We start from the raw sequence: 14829 nt of genomic DNA, 5'->3' as shown, positions 1-14829 counted from the left end.
AGCTTCATCAAGGAAGCCGGCATCGAAGTGAACCGGCCGGAAGCCACGACGGCGACCAAGCAGGACCAGGCCAACATCCTGATCGCGATCGCCGCGGACGGGCAGATCTGGATCGACCGACGCAGAGTCGACGTACGCAACATCCGCGCGAACATCGAACGGCTGCACGCCGAGAACCCGCAGGGCTCGGTGGTGATCCAGGCCGACAAGCAGTCGACCAACGAGAAGCTGGTGGCGGTGATGGACGCGGCGCGCCAGGCCGGCGTGTTCAACGTCTCGATCGCCGCGAACGAGCCGTAACCATGTCAGCGAGTGCAATCGCCAGTCTGGGACATAAACCGCCGGGTCAGGGTCTGGTGCGGATGGTGCTGGGCGCAATCGTCGCTGCGATCGTCGCGTTTCTGCTGTTCTGGCTGATGGCCGAGCTGGTGGCTTCGGGGCGCGAGGCGATGACCAAGGCGCCGGGCGGACGCATCGTCGACTTCGTGCGGGTCAAGAAGGACCAGAACCTGGACATCGACAAGCCCAAGCCGGAGAAGCCGGACAAGCCGGAAGCACCGCCGCCGGAAGTGGCACCGGAGCAGCAGGATGCCGCCAACCCGGATGCGGGGGCGATCAACATCGGCCCGATGAACGTTGGCAATGATGTGGCAGTGAAGTCCGGTTTTGGACTGTCGGCCAGTGACGGCGAATACCTGCCGATCGTCAAGGTCGCACCGATCTATCCCTCCAGAGCCGCCAGCCGCGGCATCGAAGGCTGGGTGCTGCTGGAGTTCACCGTGACCGAAACCGGGGCGGTGAAGGACCCGGTCGTGCTGGAAGCCGAACCGCAGGGCATGTTCGACAGCGCCGCGCAGAAGGCGGTGCTGAAGTTCAAGTACAAGCCGCGGGTCGACAACGGCAAACCGGTCGAGGTGCCGCATGTGCAGCACCTGATCACGTTCAAGCTGGAGAAGTGATGTGATGCATCGATCACCGCTCCGATCGGTTCTCTTCAAGACCCTGGCCGTCCTCGTCCTGGGCTGCCTGTCCCTGAACGCTCATGCCGAAGACAAGGAAAAGCCGGTCAAGCCGCCGACCAAGCTGACGCAGACGCTGAGCCAGAAGGTCTACAAGCAGCTGGAAGCAGCGCAGCAGGCGTTTGATGCCAAGCAGTATCAGCAGGCGCTGGACCTGATGCAGGGCATGCAGTCGGGGTATGCCAAGTTCAACGACTACGAGAAGGCGACGTACTGGAACTTCATGGCGGCGGTGTACTACGCCATGGACAACACGCCCAAGGCGATCGAGTCCTACAAACAGGTGCTCAAGCAGGAGAACCTGCCGGAAGCGATGCGCAGCACGACCTTGTTTGCACTGGCGCAGCTGCACTTCGTGACTGAAGACTACAAGACTGCGATCCAGATCCTGGGTGAGTGGTTCAAGCAGGCGCAGGACCCGCAGCCGGACGCGTACATGCTGCTGGCGCAGGCGTACTACCAGACCGGCGACTACTCAAAGACTGAAAAAGCGGTGCTGGCGGGTCTGAAGAAGGCCAAGGAACGCCAGGTCCAGCCCAAGGAGAACTGGCTGGCGCTGCTGCGAGCCGCCTACTACGAGCTGGGCAACTATCCCAGAGCCGCCAAGGTGCTGGAACTGCTGGTGGCCTACTACCCCAAGGAGACCTACTGGCTGCAGCTGTCGGGCATGTACGGGCTGATGGGCGATCAGAAGCAGCAGCTGGCGACGCTGCACGCCGCGTATCAGGGCGGCATGGTCAGCAAGCCGCAGGACCAGCTGAATCTGGCGCGGCTGTATCTGGCGCAGGAAGCGCCGTACCCGGCGGTGGAACTGCTGACCAAAGCCTTCAAGCAAAAGGTCATCGAACCGGACGTCGAGAACCTGCAGCTGTATGCGCAGGCCTTGAGCATGGCCAAGGAATACGACCAGCAGATCCCGGTGCTGAAGAAACTGGCCGAGACCAGCGGGCAGTCCAAGCACTATGTGTATCTGGGTCAGGCCTACAACGAGACCGGCGATTACGCCCAGGCCACCGAAGCCTTCGAGCACGCGCTCAAGGCCGACGACATCGACGACAAGGGCTCGATCCGCATGCAGCTGGGTACGGCGCAGTACAACGCCGGCAAGTTGGCTCAGGCCAGGAGTACCTTCATCAGTGCGGCCAGCGATCCGGACGTCGCCGAGCAGGCCAATACCTGGGTCTCCTTCGTCAGCGCAGAGATCCAGCGCAAGCAGGCGCTCAATGGCTCCGGCATGCCCAAGCAGAAGCAGGCTGACGATGCGGATGACAGCGCAGACGCGCCGGCTCAGACCGCAGAGCCTGAAGCCGGTGATGCCGAGGTGGGTGGATCGGCGCAGCTGACGCCCACTGTTCTGCCGGTGGCCTGAGCCAAGTAGCACGCCTCCGTTCCGAGGCTGCCGTTGGCAGCCCGGCATCGATCGCAGTAGTGTCCGGGTTCTGACCAAGCCGACGCTTTGCGGATGAATGATTGAGCCTGGGCAAATCGATATCGAGGTGAGCTGGGACGGCAGCACCGTTCAGGCGGCGTCGATTCGTTCGAGTCGCCCCCGTGCGTCCCGTGTATTGATCGGACGCACGCCCGATCAGATCGGTCCCCTGGTTGGCCTGCTGTTTTCTCTTTGTGGTCGAGCCCAGGGATTGTGCGCAGGACTTGCGGTGGACGCCGCACGTGTTCGCAGCACTGACAGCATGGCCATCGATCTCCACGCCGTGCTGGCCGAGCGTGTGTTCGAGCACCTGTGGCGGATCTGGATCGACTGGCCGCAGGCTCTGGGCGGCCCACCGCGACGACAGGCGTTTGCCGAACTGGCGGCGCCGCTGCGTAATGCGTCCAACGCTGACGAGTTGCAGGCTGCGGCGATCAGGTTGGCCGCTGCGTTGCGGCAACAGAATCACGGGCATGATCTGCATGCACTGCTGGCGTCTGTCGATGCCCTGAGCGACGCTGCGTTCTTCGACGGTTGGCTTGCGGCCTTGATGCAGATCGATCGGGGCGACGCGCCCGCGACACTCACGCCGCTGCCGACCATGCCGCTGCGCTCATGGCTGTCGGCCCTGCCGCCATGGGATGCGAACTTCGCGCAGGCGCCGGTCTTTCGCGGTCAGCCTGCCGAATGCGGTGCCCTGGCAGAACGGGGTGAGGATCCGGTGATTCGCACGCTGCTCGAGAGCGGCAGCGCGGTGACGGCGCGTGTTGTCGCGCGGCTGGCCGCGCTCGAGCAGGATCTGTCGGCGCTGATCGAGGATGCAATGCCACCCGATCAGGTCGATGTCGTTAGCGTACACGACGGGGTCGCGGTCGCGCGTGTCCTGACGGCCCGCGGTCCTTTACTGCATCGCGCCGTCATCGATGGCGATCGCATCGCCGACTACCTGATCGTGGCGCCGACGGAATGGAACTTTCACCCGCGCGGCATCCTGAGTTCCGCGTTCGAAGGTCGGCGCTTTATCGATGCGTCGGCACTGAAAACCTGGGCCGAGGCGCTGGTTCTGGCCCTGGATCCCTGCGTGCCGGCGCGAGTCAGCGTCCGCAGCCACTGATAAGTGCAGCGCTAACGCGGACGCCAAGGCGGTAAGCAGCTTTTCACCCGCCACGATTCCGGCGTTGCCGGAAATTTATATCTCAATGTTTTGTTTGGCTTTTCTTTGACGGGATCAACTGGCACGCAGTTTGTTCGGTAGATGGAAAGAGTCGATGTCCGTACTGCCAGTCCGGTCGGGGAGGAGAGCCAACAATGATTGAGACCTTTTATGACGTCCTGCGGCGCCAGGGTGTAACCCGGCGCAGCTTTCTGAAGTTCTGCAGTCTCACGGCCACTTCACTCGGCCTCGGCACCGCCGCGGTGCCGAAGATTGCCAACGCCCTGGAAACCAAGCCGCGCACACCGGTGCTGTGGCTGCACGGTCTGGAGTGCACCTGCTGTTCGGAGTCGTTCATACGCTCCGCACATCCGCTGGCCAAGGATGTCGTGCTGTCGATGTTGTCGCTGGACTATGACGACACCTTGATGGCCGCCGCAGGGCATCAGGCTGAAGCGATCTTTGAAGAGATCATGACCAAGTACAAGGGCAACTACATTCTCGCGGTTGAGGGTAATCCGCCGCTGAATGAAGACGGCATGTACTGCATTCACGGCGGCAAGCCGTTCATCGACAAGCTCAAATATGTCGCCAAGGACGCCAAGGCGGTCATTGCCTGGGGCGCCTGCGCATCGTGGGGCTGTGTGCAGGCGGCCAAGCCCAATCCCACCCAGGCAACGCCAATTCACAAGGTCATCACCGACAAGCCCATCGTCAAGGTGCCGGGGTGCCCGCCGATTCCGGAAGTGATGACTGGCGTTGTCACCTACATGCTGACGTTCGATCGCATTCCACAGCTTGATCGTCAGGGGCGTCCGAAGATGTTCTACGGACAGCGCATTCACGACAAGTGCTATCGCCGTCCGCACTTCGATGCGGGCCAGTTTGTCGAAGAATGGGATGACGAGGGCGCACGTCGCGGCTACTGCCTCTACAAGATGGGCTGCAAGGGGCCGACCACCTACAACGCTTGCTCGACGGTGCGCTGGAACGAAGGTGTGTCGTTTCCGATCCAGTCCGGCCATGGCTGCATCGGTTGCTCCGAAGATGGGTTCTGGGACAAGGGTTCGTTCTACGACCGCGTCACCGACATCAAGCAGTTCGGTATCGAATCCAATGCCGACAAGGTCGGCGGCACGGTCGCCGGAGTTGCCGGCGCGGCGGTTGCGGCGCACGCGGCGGTGACGGCACTCAAGCGTGCCCGGCATCAGCCCGACGCGAAGAATCAGCATGGGGAGGGCTAACCATGGCTTATGAAACCCAAGGCTTCAATCTCGACAACTCCGGAAAGCGCGTCGTCGTCGATCCGGTCACCCGCATCGAAGGCCATATGCGCGTCGAGGTCAATCTTGACGAGAACAACATCATCCGCAATGCGGTGTCGACCGGCACCATGTGGCGTGGTCTCGAAGTGATTCTGAAGGGGCGCGACCCGCGCGATGCCTGGGCCTTCACCGAGCGCATCTGCGGCGTTTGCACCGGCACGCATGCGTTGACTTCGGTGCGCGCGGTCGAGGATGCCCTGGGCATCCAGATTCCGGAGAACGCCAACAGCATCCGCAACATCATGCAGCTGACCTTGCAGGTGCATGACCATCTGGTCCACTTCTATCACCTGCATGCGCTGGACTGGGTGGATGTGGTGTCGGCGCTGTCAGCTGACCCCAAGGCCACTTCGGCGCTGGCGCAGAGCATCAGCTCCTGGCCGAATTCGTCACCGGGCTATTTCCGCGACGTGCAGAATCGCCTGAAGAAGTTTGTCGAGTCGGGACAGCTTGGGCCGTTCATGAACGGCTACTGGGGCAGTCCGGCGTACAAGCTTCCGCCGGAAGCCAATCTGATGGCAGTGACCCACTATCTGGAAGCGCTGGATTTCCAGAAGGAGATCGTCAAGATCCACACGATCTTCGGCGGCAAGAATCCGCATCCGAACTGGCTGGTCGGCGGCGTGCCGTGCGCGATCAACCTCGACGATGTCGGCGCGGTCGGCGCGATCAACATCGAGCGCCTGAACATGGTCGGCAAGATCATCAATGACTCGATCGAGTTCATCAACAAGGTGTATCTGCCGGACCTGCTGGCGATCGCCAGCTTCTATAAGGACTGGACCTACGGCGGCGGACTGTCGTCGCAGGCAGTGATGTCCTATGGCGACATTCCCGAAAACGCCAACGATCATTCCGCAGCCAATCTGCTGCTGCCGCGCGGGGCGATCATCAATGGCGATTTGTCGAAAGTTCACGAAGTCGATCTGAAGGATCCGGAGCAGATCCAGGAATTCGTCACGCACAGCTGGTACAGCTATGCCGACGAAACCAAGGGGCTGCATCCCTTCGACGGGGTGACCCAGCCGAACTTCACGCTGGGCGCCAAGACCAAGGGCACCAAGACCAACATCGAGGCGATCGACGAGGAAGGAAAGTACTCGTGGATCAAGGCGCCGCGCTGGCGTGGCAATGCGATGGAGGTCGGTCCGCTGGCGCGCTACATCATCGGTTACGCGCAGAACAAGCCGGAGTTCAAGGAGCCGGTCGAAAAGGTGCTGACCGACCTTGGGCTGCCGCTGCCGGCGTTGTTTTCGACGCTGGGTCGCACCGCTGCACGCGGCCTCGAGGCGCAGTGGGCCGCGGACAAGCTCAAGCACTTCTACGACAAGCTGATCGCAAACTGCAAAGCCGGCGACACCGCGACCGCCAATGTCGACAAGTGGGAGCCGTCACGCTGGCCCAAGGAATGTCAGGGTGCCGGCTTCACTGAAGCGCCACGGGGCGCGCTCGCCCACTGGATCAAGATCAAGGACGGCAAGATCGACAATTATCAGGCGGTTGTGCCGACGACCTGGAACGGTTCGCCGCGCGATCACAAGGGTCAGATTGGCGCATTCGAGGCCAGTCTGATGAATACGCCGCTGGTCAAGGCGGACGAGCCGCTGGAGATCCTGCGCACGCTGCATTCGTTCGATCCCTGCCTGGCGTGCTCGACGCATGTGATGTCGGCTGACGGTGTCGAGATGTCCAAGGTACAGGTCCGCTGAAGGCGGCGTTACCGATATCGGGAGAGCGCACGTGTTCACCGAAGAAACCAACCAGCAGTACATGGGCCGGGCCCAGCTGATCAAGGCCGTCTATGTCTATGAAGCACCCTTGCGGCTGTGGCACTGGATCAATGCATTGTCGATCACCGTGCTGGTCGCGACCGGACTGTTGATCGCGTACCCGTTGCCGAGCGTGCCGGGGGAGGCCAGCAACAACTTCCTGATGGGCTACATCCGTTTCGCTCACTTCACCGCTGGGTACGTCATGGCCATCGGTTGGGCCGTTCGCATCTACTGGGCCTTCGTTGGCAACAGTCACTCGCATCAATTATTCATCCTGCCGTTCTGGTCGAAGAAATGGTGGTCCGAGGTACTGTTCGAGCTGCGCTGGTATCTGTTCATCGAGAAGGCGCCGAAGAAATACATCGGACACAACCCGCTGGCGCAACTGGCCATGTTCTTCCTGTTTACGCTCGGGACCTTCTTCATGATCTGTACCGGTTTCGCGCTATACGGTGAGGGCGCGCAGGCGGGTTCGTGGGCCGATCGCTTTTTCGGTTGGGTGATCCCGCTGATCGGCAGCAGCCAGCAAGTGCATTCGCTGCATCACCTGGGCATGTGGGTCCTGGTGACGTTTGTGATCGTGCACATCTACGCTGCGGTCCGCGAGGATATCGTCAGCCGGCAGTCGATCGTTTCCACGATGATCTCCGGCTGGCGCATGTTCAAGGACTAGCGTTGACGGTCGGCTCAGCGTGCCATTGAGCCGGCAACGGCCTCCATGATCGAAGGCTTGCAGCAAGAGCGCCTTGCGCCCCGAATGCAACGTGTACTGCGGCTGCCGCGGCGCACGATGCATCCGGGGCGTTTTCTGTTGACCCGGTTTCTACGGCCCGCGCGGGTGAGTCAGGACGCGCTGGCGCGTGATCTCGGCATATCGCGCCGCCGTCTCAACGAGATCGTCAACGGGCGCCGCGCGATCAGTGCCGACACCGCACTGCGGCTGGCGCTGTACTTCGGAACCGAGACTGAATTCTGGCTGCGCCTGCAGGCGGCCTGGGACATCCATCAGGCCTGGCGTAGCTACGCCGGTGCGGAAAGTCGCTGACCGGACTTGCTTGCAGGGTGGTAAGCGTCTTGTCATCCGGCGCCAGATGTTTACCGGCGGAATTCACAAGCTGCTGATAAACATAAGAAATTAAATCGGCACTGAACTGGCACGCTGCTTGAGTAACGGTAAGCGTTACAACGAGTCCTGGGGGGAATCGTGTCGCACTCCATCTTGATTCTGGGCATCGGCAATCTGCTGTGGGCCGATGAAGGCTTTGGTGTGCGCTGTGTCGAGGCGCTGGACGCGGGTTGGAGTTTCGACGACGACGTTTGCCTGCTCGACGGCGGTACTCAGGGGCTCTATCTGCTGCCCTATGTGGAGCAGGCCCGGAAGATGCTGGTGTTCGATGCGATCGACTGGGGACTGCCGCCGGGCACCTTGCAGCTGATCGAAGGTGCCGAGGTTCCACGCTTCATGGGCGCAAAGAAGATGAGCCTGCATCAGACCGGCTTTCAGGAGGTTCTGGCGTGTGCCGAGTTGTTGGGGCGTTGTCCAGAGCTGGCCCTGGTTGGTGTGCAGCCGGTCGAACTAGACGACTACGGCGGCAGTCTGCGTGAACCGGTCCGCGCACAGATCGCGCCGGCGCTGGAGCTGGCCTTGCAGCGCCTGGCTGTCTGGGGTGTGCAGGGGCGCCCGCGTATGAACGCGGCCGAAGGCCGCTCCGATCATGCCCTCGCGCTCGACCGCTACGAGTCCGGCCGGCCTGACGAGTCCGAGGCCTGGCGTCACGGCGATATGCGCTTCCGGCCACAGTAAGACGATGTGCATCGGCATTCCCATGCAGGTTGAAAAGGTCGAGGGACTGCGCGCCTGGTGCGCGGGCCGCGACGGTCATGCCTGGGTCGACGTGATGCTGGTTGGTCCGGTGAGTCGCGGAGACTGGCTGCTGACGTTTCTGGGGGCCGCGCGCGAAATTCTTGATGCAGAGCGTGCACAGAGTATCGGTGACGCGCTGCAGGCGCTGGATGCCGTGCTGGCCGGCGATCCGTCAGCCGGAGCCAGCGTTGATGCCGCGTTTGCCGACCTGATCGGCCGCGAGCCCCAACTGCCGCCGCATCTGCGCCCGCAGCGCTGATGCCACTGCAGCGCAGACGACATGGAGGAAATGAACATGAACGATGACCCCGTCTCAGACACGCCCCCTGAACTGCAGATGTTCCAGCAGGTTCTGCAGCCGGCCGAATCGACGATGCCGTTGTTGCAGCGGATCGAACAGCTGGTGGCTGAACGCGGTTTCATCCGTGTCGATCCCGGCAATGTTGCCGAATTCGACAACGCCGAAGGCAACAGCGTGCTGCTGCTGACGGCCGATCCGCGCAACAATCCGGAATCATGGGATCTGCTGGTGATCCTGCCGGAGCTGCTCAAGTGCAGCCCGACGCCACTGCAGGTCGGCGTTGCCGATCCGGTGGCTTCGGCCAAGCTGGCGGTGCGTTATGGCGTGCGACGGTATCCCGCACTGGTGTTCCAGCGCGGCGGTGACGCGCAGACCTACGTCGACGCACTTGAGGGATTGTGCGATTGGGATGTCTATCGCCAGACGCTGGTCGACGCCAGCCAGAAGCCGGTCAGCCGCGCGCCCACGGTCGGTATCGCTGTGGTCACTGCAGGTTCCACTGCCTGTCATTGAGGGGACACACGTCATGAAGGAATTCCCGATTCCGGTGGTCACGCTGGGCCCCGGCTCGCAAACAGTCGAGGCCGGTCCGGAGTGTCTGGAGATGCCGACCGACATGAACGTCTACCGCGTGCCGCAACTCGACATCGAGTCTGATGCCGTTTTGTCCAAGGCTGTCTGCGCGCAATTGGGTGAGCTGCTGGAGCGCATGCGTCGGCACGGCTACTCGCGTACGCAAGCGGTACGGCTGGATCTGCTGGGGCTGGAGCTGGAGACGCTGGACGCCCTGTCCGATGCCTTCGGCGAGGGCGAAGTCTCGGTGCTGCTGCAGGATGACGATGGCGAAACCCGCATTCAGGAAACCGCTTTTGCCGGGGTGTGGCGGGTGCTGCGCCAGGACGCCGATGGCACCCGCATCGAGGATGCGATCGAGGCCTGTGCGATCCCGCCGCGGGTGATCCGCATGGCGCGCGCGGGCACAACCGGGGAATTGCCCGAGACGGCGCTGCCGGAGGGCGCGATGAATTCCCCTGCGGTGCTGTCCGAGCTGAAGTCGGCCAGTGCGGCGTCCGCCGACGGTGCTCCGGCGCATGTGATCAACCTGACGCTGCTGCCGCTGACACCGCCGGATCTGCAGTTTCTCGGCGCGTCGCTCGGTGCCGGTACGGCAAAGCTGCTGTCACGCGGCTACGGCAAGTGCCGCATCACGTCCACCGCGCTGCGGGACACGTGGTGGGTGCAGTACTTCAACGGCATGGACAAGCTGATTCTCAATACGCTGGAAGTCGTGGACATCCCGGAAGTGGCGCTGGCGGCAGAAGAGGATTGGCGCGATTCTCTGGAGCGCATGCATGATCTGATCGGTGTGCTTTCGGCCCACTGATGCGGATGCAGGCTTTGGCTGTGCGCTGCGGTGTGCGACGATCGGCACGCCATCCTTTCCATCGGGCCGGCACCGCAAGCAGCCCTTGCTGCGGCGGCCCCAGGACCAGGTGACGGACATGGATCAGAACATCAGCGATCGAACCCGGGAGGCGCCGCCGCAGGCGCGCTTTGAATGCGGCGTCTGCTGGCACGTCTATGATCCGGCCGAGGGCGACCCGGTCTGGCAGATACCGCCGGGCACGCCATTTACCGAGCTGCCGGACTACTGGACCTGCCCCAATTGCGACGCCCCGCAGCACAAATTCATGATGCTGGACGAGGCGGCATGATGGCGTCGACGACGTTGGCTCAGGTCCGCGAGCGGGTCGAGTCGGCGTTTGTCCGCATTGCGCAGACGCGGATGCGCGATTTCCCGCTGTCGAATGCGGCCTTGTCCGTGCAGCTGGTGGGTCTGCGCGACTGGGGCTCGGTCCGCATCGGCGTGCTGATCACGCCGTGGTCGATCAATTTGCTGCTGTTACCCGGCGCCGATACGGTCGGTGCGGATGCGGTGCAGAGCGACGACGGCTTCCGTCGGCTGGGCAGCGATGAGCAACAACACTGGACGCTGCCATCGGCAAGCTATGCGTTCTACGGACTCGAAGATGACGCAATCGGGCCGTATCAGACCTGTTCGCTGTTCTCTCCCGCGCTGGAATTTCCGACGCAGGACGCGGCTGTCGAAACCGCACAGGCGGTGATGCTGGCACTGTTCCAGCCGCCGGATCTGGAGAGCGACGTTGCAACCGGGCCGGTGTCCCGCCGCGAGCTGCTGCATGGTCGATTGTCTGCCGCGTCAACGGCGGACCCATGAGATGCACGAGATGTCGCTGGCCGAAGGGGTGCTGCAGATCGTCGAGGACACCGCGAAGCGTGAGGGTGCGCGGCGCGTGAGTCTGGTCGTGCTGGAGATCGGCAAGCTGTCCACCGTGGTGCCGGAGGCCTTGAGCTTCTGTTTCGAGGCGGTGACTCGCGGCTCGGTCGCCGAAGGTGCGCGGCTGGAATGGGTCGAGTTGCCGGGGCAGGCGTACTGCATGCAATGCGAGCAGGCGGTGCCGCTGGAGGCGGTATACGACCCATGCCCGCAGTGCGGGTCGGGGCAGCTCCAGTTGATCCAGGGCAATGAAATGCGGGTCAAAGAGATGCAAATTGAGCAGTAACTGACCCGTACGAAGGTCAGACATGAAGAAATCACGGAGCGAGACTCATCATGTGCAACGTCTGCGGATGTGGTTCCGGTGAAATCCGGATCGAGGGGGTTGCGGCCGGTCAGGCCGATCTCCGTCCCACGGTTCATCGGCATGCCGACGGCAGCGTGCATGCGCACGATCATTCGCATGACCATGACCATTCCCACGCGCAGATAGCGGGGCGTGACGGCAGCGGCGACCTGCACTTCGGGCACGGGCCGGCACACGCACACGCGCCGGGCCTGAGTCAGGCGCGCATGGTGCAGATCGAACAGGACATCCTGTCCAAGAACGACCGCTATGCGGAAACCAATCGCGGACAGCTGCAGCAGCGCGGCATCTTCGCGATCAATCTGGTCTCGAGTCCGGGATCGGGCAAGACCACCCTGCTGGTGCGCACGATCGAGGCGCTGGGCGGTTCGCTGACCACCACCGTGATCGAGGGCGATCAGCAGACGACCAACGACGCCGAGCGTATCCGCGCCACCGGTGCGCGCGCGATCCAGATCAACACCGGCAAGGGTTGCCATCTCGATGCACAGATGGTCGGCGATGCGATCGAGCGACTGAATCCGCCAGACGATTCGCTGCTGTTGATCGAGAACGTCGGCAATCTGGTGTGTCCGGCGTCGTTCGATCTGGGTGAGGCGCACAAGGTTGCGATCCTGTCGGTGACCGAGGGCGAAGACAAGCCGCTGAAGTACCCCGACATGTTCCGCGCCGCCGATCTGATGCTGCTGAACAAGATCGACCTGTTGCCCTATCTGAGTTTTGATGTCGAGCGTGCGCTGGCGGCGGCCCTGCAGGTCAATCCGCGCCTGCAGGTGATCCAGGTTTCGGCGACGACCGGTGCAGGTTTTGATGAGTGGCTGGCGTGGCTGCGTCAGGGTGCTGCCGCGTCGTGTCGCCAGCGTGCGCAGGCCGACCACGGCTCCACGACATTCAGCGCCGGGCGTGAACCCGCGGTGGCAGCACAGGGCTGAGTCCGCGCGAGCCCGGACCCTTGGACATGACCACGCTGCCGAACGTTGCCGCAGTGCCTGCCGTCACCCGGCAGCGCTTCTGGGTGCGCGGCATCGTTCAGGGCGTCGGCTTTCGTCCCTTCGTATACGCGCTGGCCCAACGTGGCGGTCTGGCCGGCTTTGTGCGCAATGACGGCGCCGGCGTCAGCATCGAGGTGGAAGGTGCGCCCGCCGCAATCCAGGGCTTTCGCGCCGCGCTGCGACATGAGGCACCGCCGCGTGCGCGGATCGACACCATCCGCTCGCGGCGTGTCCGTGTGCGCGGTGGCCATGGTTTTGCGATTGTCGAGAGTCAGGCCGGGGTGGTTGCCACGGCGATCGGACCCGACAGCGGCGTGTGCCCGGCGTGCCTGCAGGAGTTGTTTGATCCGCAGGACCGCCGCTATCGCTATCCCTTCATCAACTGCACCCACTGCGGTCCGCGCTACACGATCACGCGCGCATTGCCCTATGACCGCGCGCAGACGTCGATGGCGCGCTTCACGCTGTGCCCGCCGTGCGCGGTGGAATACGCCGATGTCGGCGACCGCCGCTTTCACGCCGAGCCGACCGCGTGTGCCGATTGCGGTCCGCGCGTCTGGTTCGAGCGCGATGCAGTGCGGTTCGACGCCGATGACGCCATCGCCGAGGCATTGCACAGCCTGCGGGCCGGACAGATTCTCGCGGTCAAGGGACTCGGCGGCTTTCATCTGGTCTGCGACGCCCGTAACGCCGACGCCGTGGCGCGTCTGCGCCGACGCAAGCAGCGCGACGCCAAGCCGTTTGCGCTGATGGCGGCGAATGTCGAGTCGCTGCGCCCGTTTGCCGATGTCGATGTCGCGCAGCAGGCGCTGATGCAAAGTCCGGAGCGACCGATTGTGTTGCTGGACAAGATTGCAGCGACCGACCTGCAGCTGCCCGATGTGGCGCCGGGTCTGGCGCAGATTGGCGTGATGCTGCCGTACACACCGCTGCAGTACCTGTTGTTCCACGAAGCAGCCGGACGCCCTGCCGGCACCGGCTGGCTCGCGCGACCGCAGGACTTGCTGCTGGTGATGACCAGCGCCAACCCCGGTGGCGAACCGCTGGTGCGCGACAACGACGAGGCGCGTGCGAGGCTGGATGACATCGCCGATGGCTGGTTGCTGCACGACCGCGACATCGTGGTGCGCTGCGACGATTCGGTGCTGCGCGCCACCATCGACGGCCCCCGCTTTCTGCGCCGTGCGCGCGGGTACACGCCGCTGGCAATCGCACTGACGCGATCAACGCCCCCGGTGCTGGCCTACGGGGCCTGGTACAAGAACACGGTCTGTGTCACCCGCGGCGCAGAGGCCTTCGTGTCGCAGCACATCGGCGACCTCGACAACGCCGCGACCTGCCGCTTTCTGGATGAGACGGTAACGCATCTGTGTGCGACGCTGGCCGTGCAGCCGGCAGCGATTGCGCACGATCTGCATCCGGACTTCTACTCCTCGCAACTTGCGGTACGGATGGCGCAGACCCTGGGCGTTCCCGCCATCGCGGTCCAGCATCACCATGCGCACATTGCCGCCGTGCTGGCGGAGCATCGGATCGATGCGCCGGTACTGGGGCTGGCACTGGACGGCGTCGGTTTGGGCAACGACGGCAGTGCCTGGGGCGGTGAGCTGATCCGGGTGGACGGCGCACGGATGCAGCGGCTGGGACATCTTCGAGCGCTGGCGTTGCCGGGCGGTGACCGCGCTGCGCGAGAGCCGTGGCGCATGGCGGCCAGCGCGCTCCACGAGCTCGGTCTCGGCGCACTGATTGTTCACCGATTTTCCGGACAGCCGGCCGCGGCAACGCTGACGCAGATGCTGGCGCGTGATATTCACGCGCCGCGCAGTTCGAGTCTGGGGCGCATCTTCGACGCCGCAGCCGGATTACTGGGGCTGTGTCTCCAGGCGAACTACGAAGGGCAGGCCGCGATGATGCTCGAAGCGCTCGCCGCACAGGCGCCGGCTGATGCGTTGCGAACGCCGTTGCCGCAGGCGCGGCGCGGTGACGACGGCACGCTTGATCTGTTGCCGCTGCTGGCCGAGCTGGTCGAAGAAAAAGATCCAGCACGAGGCGCTGCGCGATTCCACGCCGCGCTGGCGGATGCCCTGGCCGACTGGCTGGTGCGGGCGGCACGGCAGCACGGCATCGACCGCGTGGCCGGCGCCGGAGGTTGTTTTCTCAATCTGCGTCTGAGTGCAAGGCTGCATCAGCGTCTGGCCGCAGCCGGTCTGCATCTGTTGCAAGCGCAGCGTGTGCCGCCCAACGACGGGGGGCTGTCGCTGGGGCAGGCGTGGGTCGCGCAGCGCGCCACATTCAAGGACTGAATCCC

At 63.6% G+C, this 14829-nt stretch carries 17 protein-coding genes; all 17 read left to right on the top strand.

Annotated elements, in window-relative coordinates; all coding sequences use genetic code 11:
* Nucleotides 1–300: ExbD/TolR family protein (locus E4T66_RS12810; RefSeq protein WP_136849435.1), on the top strand; the 300-nt coding region annotated here is incomplete at its 5' end.
* A 2-nt stretch (nucleotides 301–302) separates the two neighbouring features.
* Nucleotides 303–959, top strand: a complete 657-nt coding sequence (locus tag E4T66_RS12805; RefSeq protein ID WP_211242897.1) for an energy transducer TonB — start codon at nucleotides 303–305, stop codon at nucleotides 957–959.
* A gap of 4 nt (nucleotides 960–963) precedes the next feature.
* Entirely contained in the window at nucleotides 964–2388 is a 1425-nt protein-coding gene (locus E4T66_RS12800) for a tetratricopeptide repeat protein (protein ID WP_136849434.1), read from the top strand.
* A gap of 322 nt (nucleotides 2389–2710) precedes the next feature.
* Nucleotides 2711–3562, top strand: a complete 852-nt coding sequence (locus E4T66_RS12795) for a hypothetical protein (RefSeq protein WP_136849433.1) — start codon at nucleotides 2711–2713, stop codon at nucleotides 3560–3562.
* Nucleotides 3563–3759: 197 nt separating this feature from the next.
* The gene (locus E4T66_RS12790; RefSeq protein ID WP_136849451.1) at nucleotides 3760–4845 is read left to right on the top strand and encodes a hydrogenase small subunit; all 1086 of its coding nucleotides are present in this window, start codon (nucleotides 3760–3762) and stop codon (nucleotides 4843–4845) included.
* Nucleotides 4846–4847: 2 nt separating this feature from the next.
* Complete coding sequence (locus E4T66_RS12785) at nucleotides 4848–6635, top strand: nickel-dependent hydrogenase large subunit (protein WP_136849432.1); 1788 nt, start codon at nucleotides 4848–4850, stop codon at nucleotides 6633–6635.
* 61 nt (nucleotides 6636–6696) lie between these two features.
* Nucleotides 6697–7371 (top strand): Ni/Fe-hydrogenase, b-type cytochrome subunit, encoded by a 675-nt coding sequence (cybH, locus tag E4T66_RS12780; RefSeq protein ID WP_211242905.1) that lies wholly within the window; start codon nucleotides 6697–6699, stop codon nucleotides 7369–7371.
* 84 nt (nucleotides 7372–7455) lie between these two features.
* The gene (locus tag E4T66_RS12775; protein WP_211242895.1) at nucleotides 7456–7743 is read left to right on the top strand and encodes a HigA family addiction module antitoxin; all 288 of its coding nucleotides are present in this window, start codon (nucleotides 7456–7458) and stop codon (nucleotides 7741–7743) included.
* 156 nt (nucleotides 7744–7899) lie between these two features.
* Entirely contained in the window at nucleotides 7900–8502 is a 603-nt protein-coding gene (locus E4T66_RS12770; protein WP_136849429.1) for a HyaD/HybD family hydrogenase maturation endopeptidase, read from the top strand.
* A gap of 4 nt (nucleotides 8503–8506) precedes the next feature.
* Nucleotides 8507–8821: a HypC/HybG/HupF family hydrogenase formation chaperone gene (locus E4T66_RS12765; RefSeq protein WP_136849428.1), complete on the top strand. Its 315-nt coding sequence runs from the start codon at nucleotides 8507–8509 to the stop codon at nucleotides 8819–8821.
* A 36-nt stretch (nucleotides 8822–8857) separates the two neighbouring features.
* A complete protein-coding gene (locus tag E4T66_RS12760) occupies nucleotides 8858–9376 on the top strand; it encodes a thioredoxin domain-containing protein (RefSeq protein ID WP_169577607.1) in 519 nt (172 codons plus the stop codon).
* A gap of 13 nt (nucleotides 9377–9389) precedes the next feature.
* On the top strand, nucleotides 9390–10247 hold the full coding sequence (locus E4T66_RS12755; protein ID WP_169577606.1) for a hydrogenase expression/formation protein: 858 nt from the start codon (nucleotides 9390–9392) through the stop codon (nucleotides 10245–10247).
* A 118-nt stretch (nucleotides 10248–10365) separates the two neighbouring features.
* Nucleotides 10366–10578 (top strand): rubredoxin, encoded by a 213-nt coding sequence (locus E4T66_RS12750; RefSeq protein ID WP_136849425.1) that lies wholly within the window; start codon nucleotides 10366–10368, stop codon nucleotides 10576–10578.
* Nucleotides 10578–11102 carry a [NiFe]-hydrogenase assembly chaperone HybE gene (hybE, locus tag E4T66_RS12745; protein WP_169577605.1) on the top strand — a complete coding sequence of 175 codons (525 nt, stop codon included), beginning with the start codon at nucleotides 10578–10580 and terminating at the stop codon, nucleotides 11100–11102. Before E4T66_RS12750 ends, hybE begins: the two co-directional genes overlap by 1 nt.
* 1 nt (nucleotide 11103) lies before the next feature.
* Nucleotides 11104–11448, top strand: coding sequence for a hydrogenase maturation nickel metallochaperone HypA (gene hypA / locus E4T66_RS12740; protein ID WP_136849423.1), 345 nt, complete (start codon nucleotides 11104–11106; stop codon nucleotides 11446–11448).
* A 50-nt stretch (nucleotides 11449–11498) separates the two neighbouring features.
* Nucleotides 11499–12461 (top strand): hydrogenase nickel incorporation protein HypB, encoded by a 963-nt coding sequence (gene hypB / locus E4T66_RS12735; protein WP_136849422.1) that lies wholly within the window; start codon nucleotides 11499–11501, stop codon nucleotides 12459–12461.
* A gap of 26 nt (nucleotides 12462–12487) precedes the next feature.
* The gene (gene hypF, locus E4T66_RS12730; RefSeq protein ID WP_136849421.1) at nucleotides 12488–14824 is read left to right on the top strand and encodes a carbamoyltransferase HypF; all 2337 of its coding nucleotides are present in this window, start codon (nucleotides 12488–12490) and stop codon (nucleotides 14822–14824) included.
* The last annotated feature ends 5 nt before the right edge of the window (nucleotides 14825–14829 follow it).

Source organism: Sinimarinibacterium arenosum, from assembly GCF_005047655.1.
Lineage (GTDB): Bacteria > Pseudomonadota > Gammaproteobacteria > Nevskiales > Nevskiaceae > Solimonas.
The sequence above is the reverse complement of the archived record's forward strand: the minus strand, read 5'-3'. Positions and strand labels throughout refer to the sequence as shown.

What these genes read in the sequence shown, in the direction of transcription:
- E4T66_RS12805 (WP_211242897.1), top strand. Translation starts at nt 303, where the DNA reads ATGTCAGCGAGTGCAATCGCCAGTCTGGGACATAAACCGCCGGGTCAG.
- E4T66_RS12800 (WP_136849434.1), top strand. Translation starts at nt 964, where the DNA reads ATGCATCGATCACCGCTCCGATCGGTTCTCTTCAAGACCCTGGCCGTC.
- E4T66_RS12795 (WP_136849433.1), top strand. Translation starts at nt 2,711, where the DNA reads ATGGCCATCGATCTCCACGCCGTGCTGGCCGAGCGTGTGTTCGAGCAC.
- E4T66_RS12785 (WP_136849432.1), top strand. Translation starts at nt 4,848, where the DNA reads ATGGCTTATGAAACCCAAGGCTTCAATCTCGACAACTCCGGAAAGCGC.
- cybH (WP_211242905.1), top strand. Translation starts at nt 6,697, where the DNA reads ATGGGCCGGGCCCAGCTGATCAAGGCCGTCTATGTCTATGAAGCACCC.
- E4T66_RS12775 (WP_211242895.1), top strand. Translation starts at nt 7,456, where the DNA reads ATGCAACGTGTACTGCGGCTGCCGCGGCGCACGATGCATCCGGGGCGT.
- E4T66_RS12765 (WP_136849428.1), top strand. Translation starts at nt 8,507, where the DNA reads ATGTGCATCGGCATTCCCATGCAGGTTGAAAAGGTCGAGGGACTGCGC.
- E4T66_RS12760 (WP_169577607.1), top strand. Translation starts at nt 8,858, where the DNA reads ATGAACGATGACCCCGTCTCAGACACGCCCCCTGAACTGCAGATGTTC.
- E4T66_RS12755 (WP_169577606.1), top strand. Translation starts at nt 9,390, where the DNA reads ATGAAGGAATTCCCGATTCCGGTGGTCACGCTGGGCCCCGGCTCGCAA.
- E4T66_RS12750 (WP_136849425.1), top strand. Translation starts at nt 10,366, where the DNA reads ATGGATCAGAACATCAGCGATCGAACCCGGGAGGCGCCGCCGCAGGCG.
- hybE (WP_169577605.1), top strand. Translation starts at nt 10,578, where the DNA reads ATGGCGTCGACGACGTTGGCTCAGGTCCGCGAGCGGGTCGAGTCGGCG.
- hypA (WP_136849423.1), top strand. Translation starts at nt 11,104, where the DNA reads ATGCACGAGATGTCGCTGGCCGAAGGGGTGCTGCAGATCGTCGAGGAC.
- hypB (WP_136849422.1), top strand. Translation starts at nt 11,499, where the DNA reads ATGTGCAACGTCTGCGGATGTGGTTCCGGTGAAATCCGGATCGAGGGG.
- hypF (WP_136849421.1), top strand. Translation starts at nt 12,488, where the DNA reads ATGACCACGCTGCCGAACGTTGCCGCAGTGCCTGCCGTCACCCGGCAG.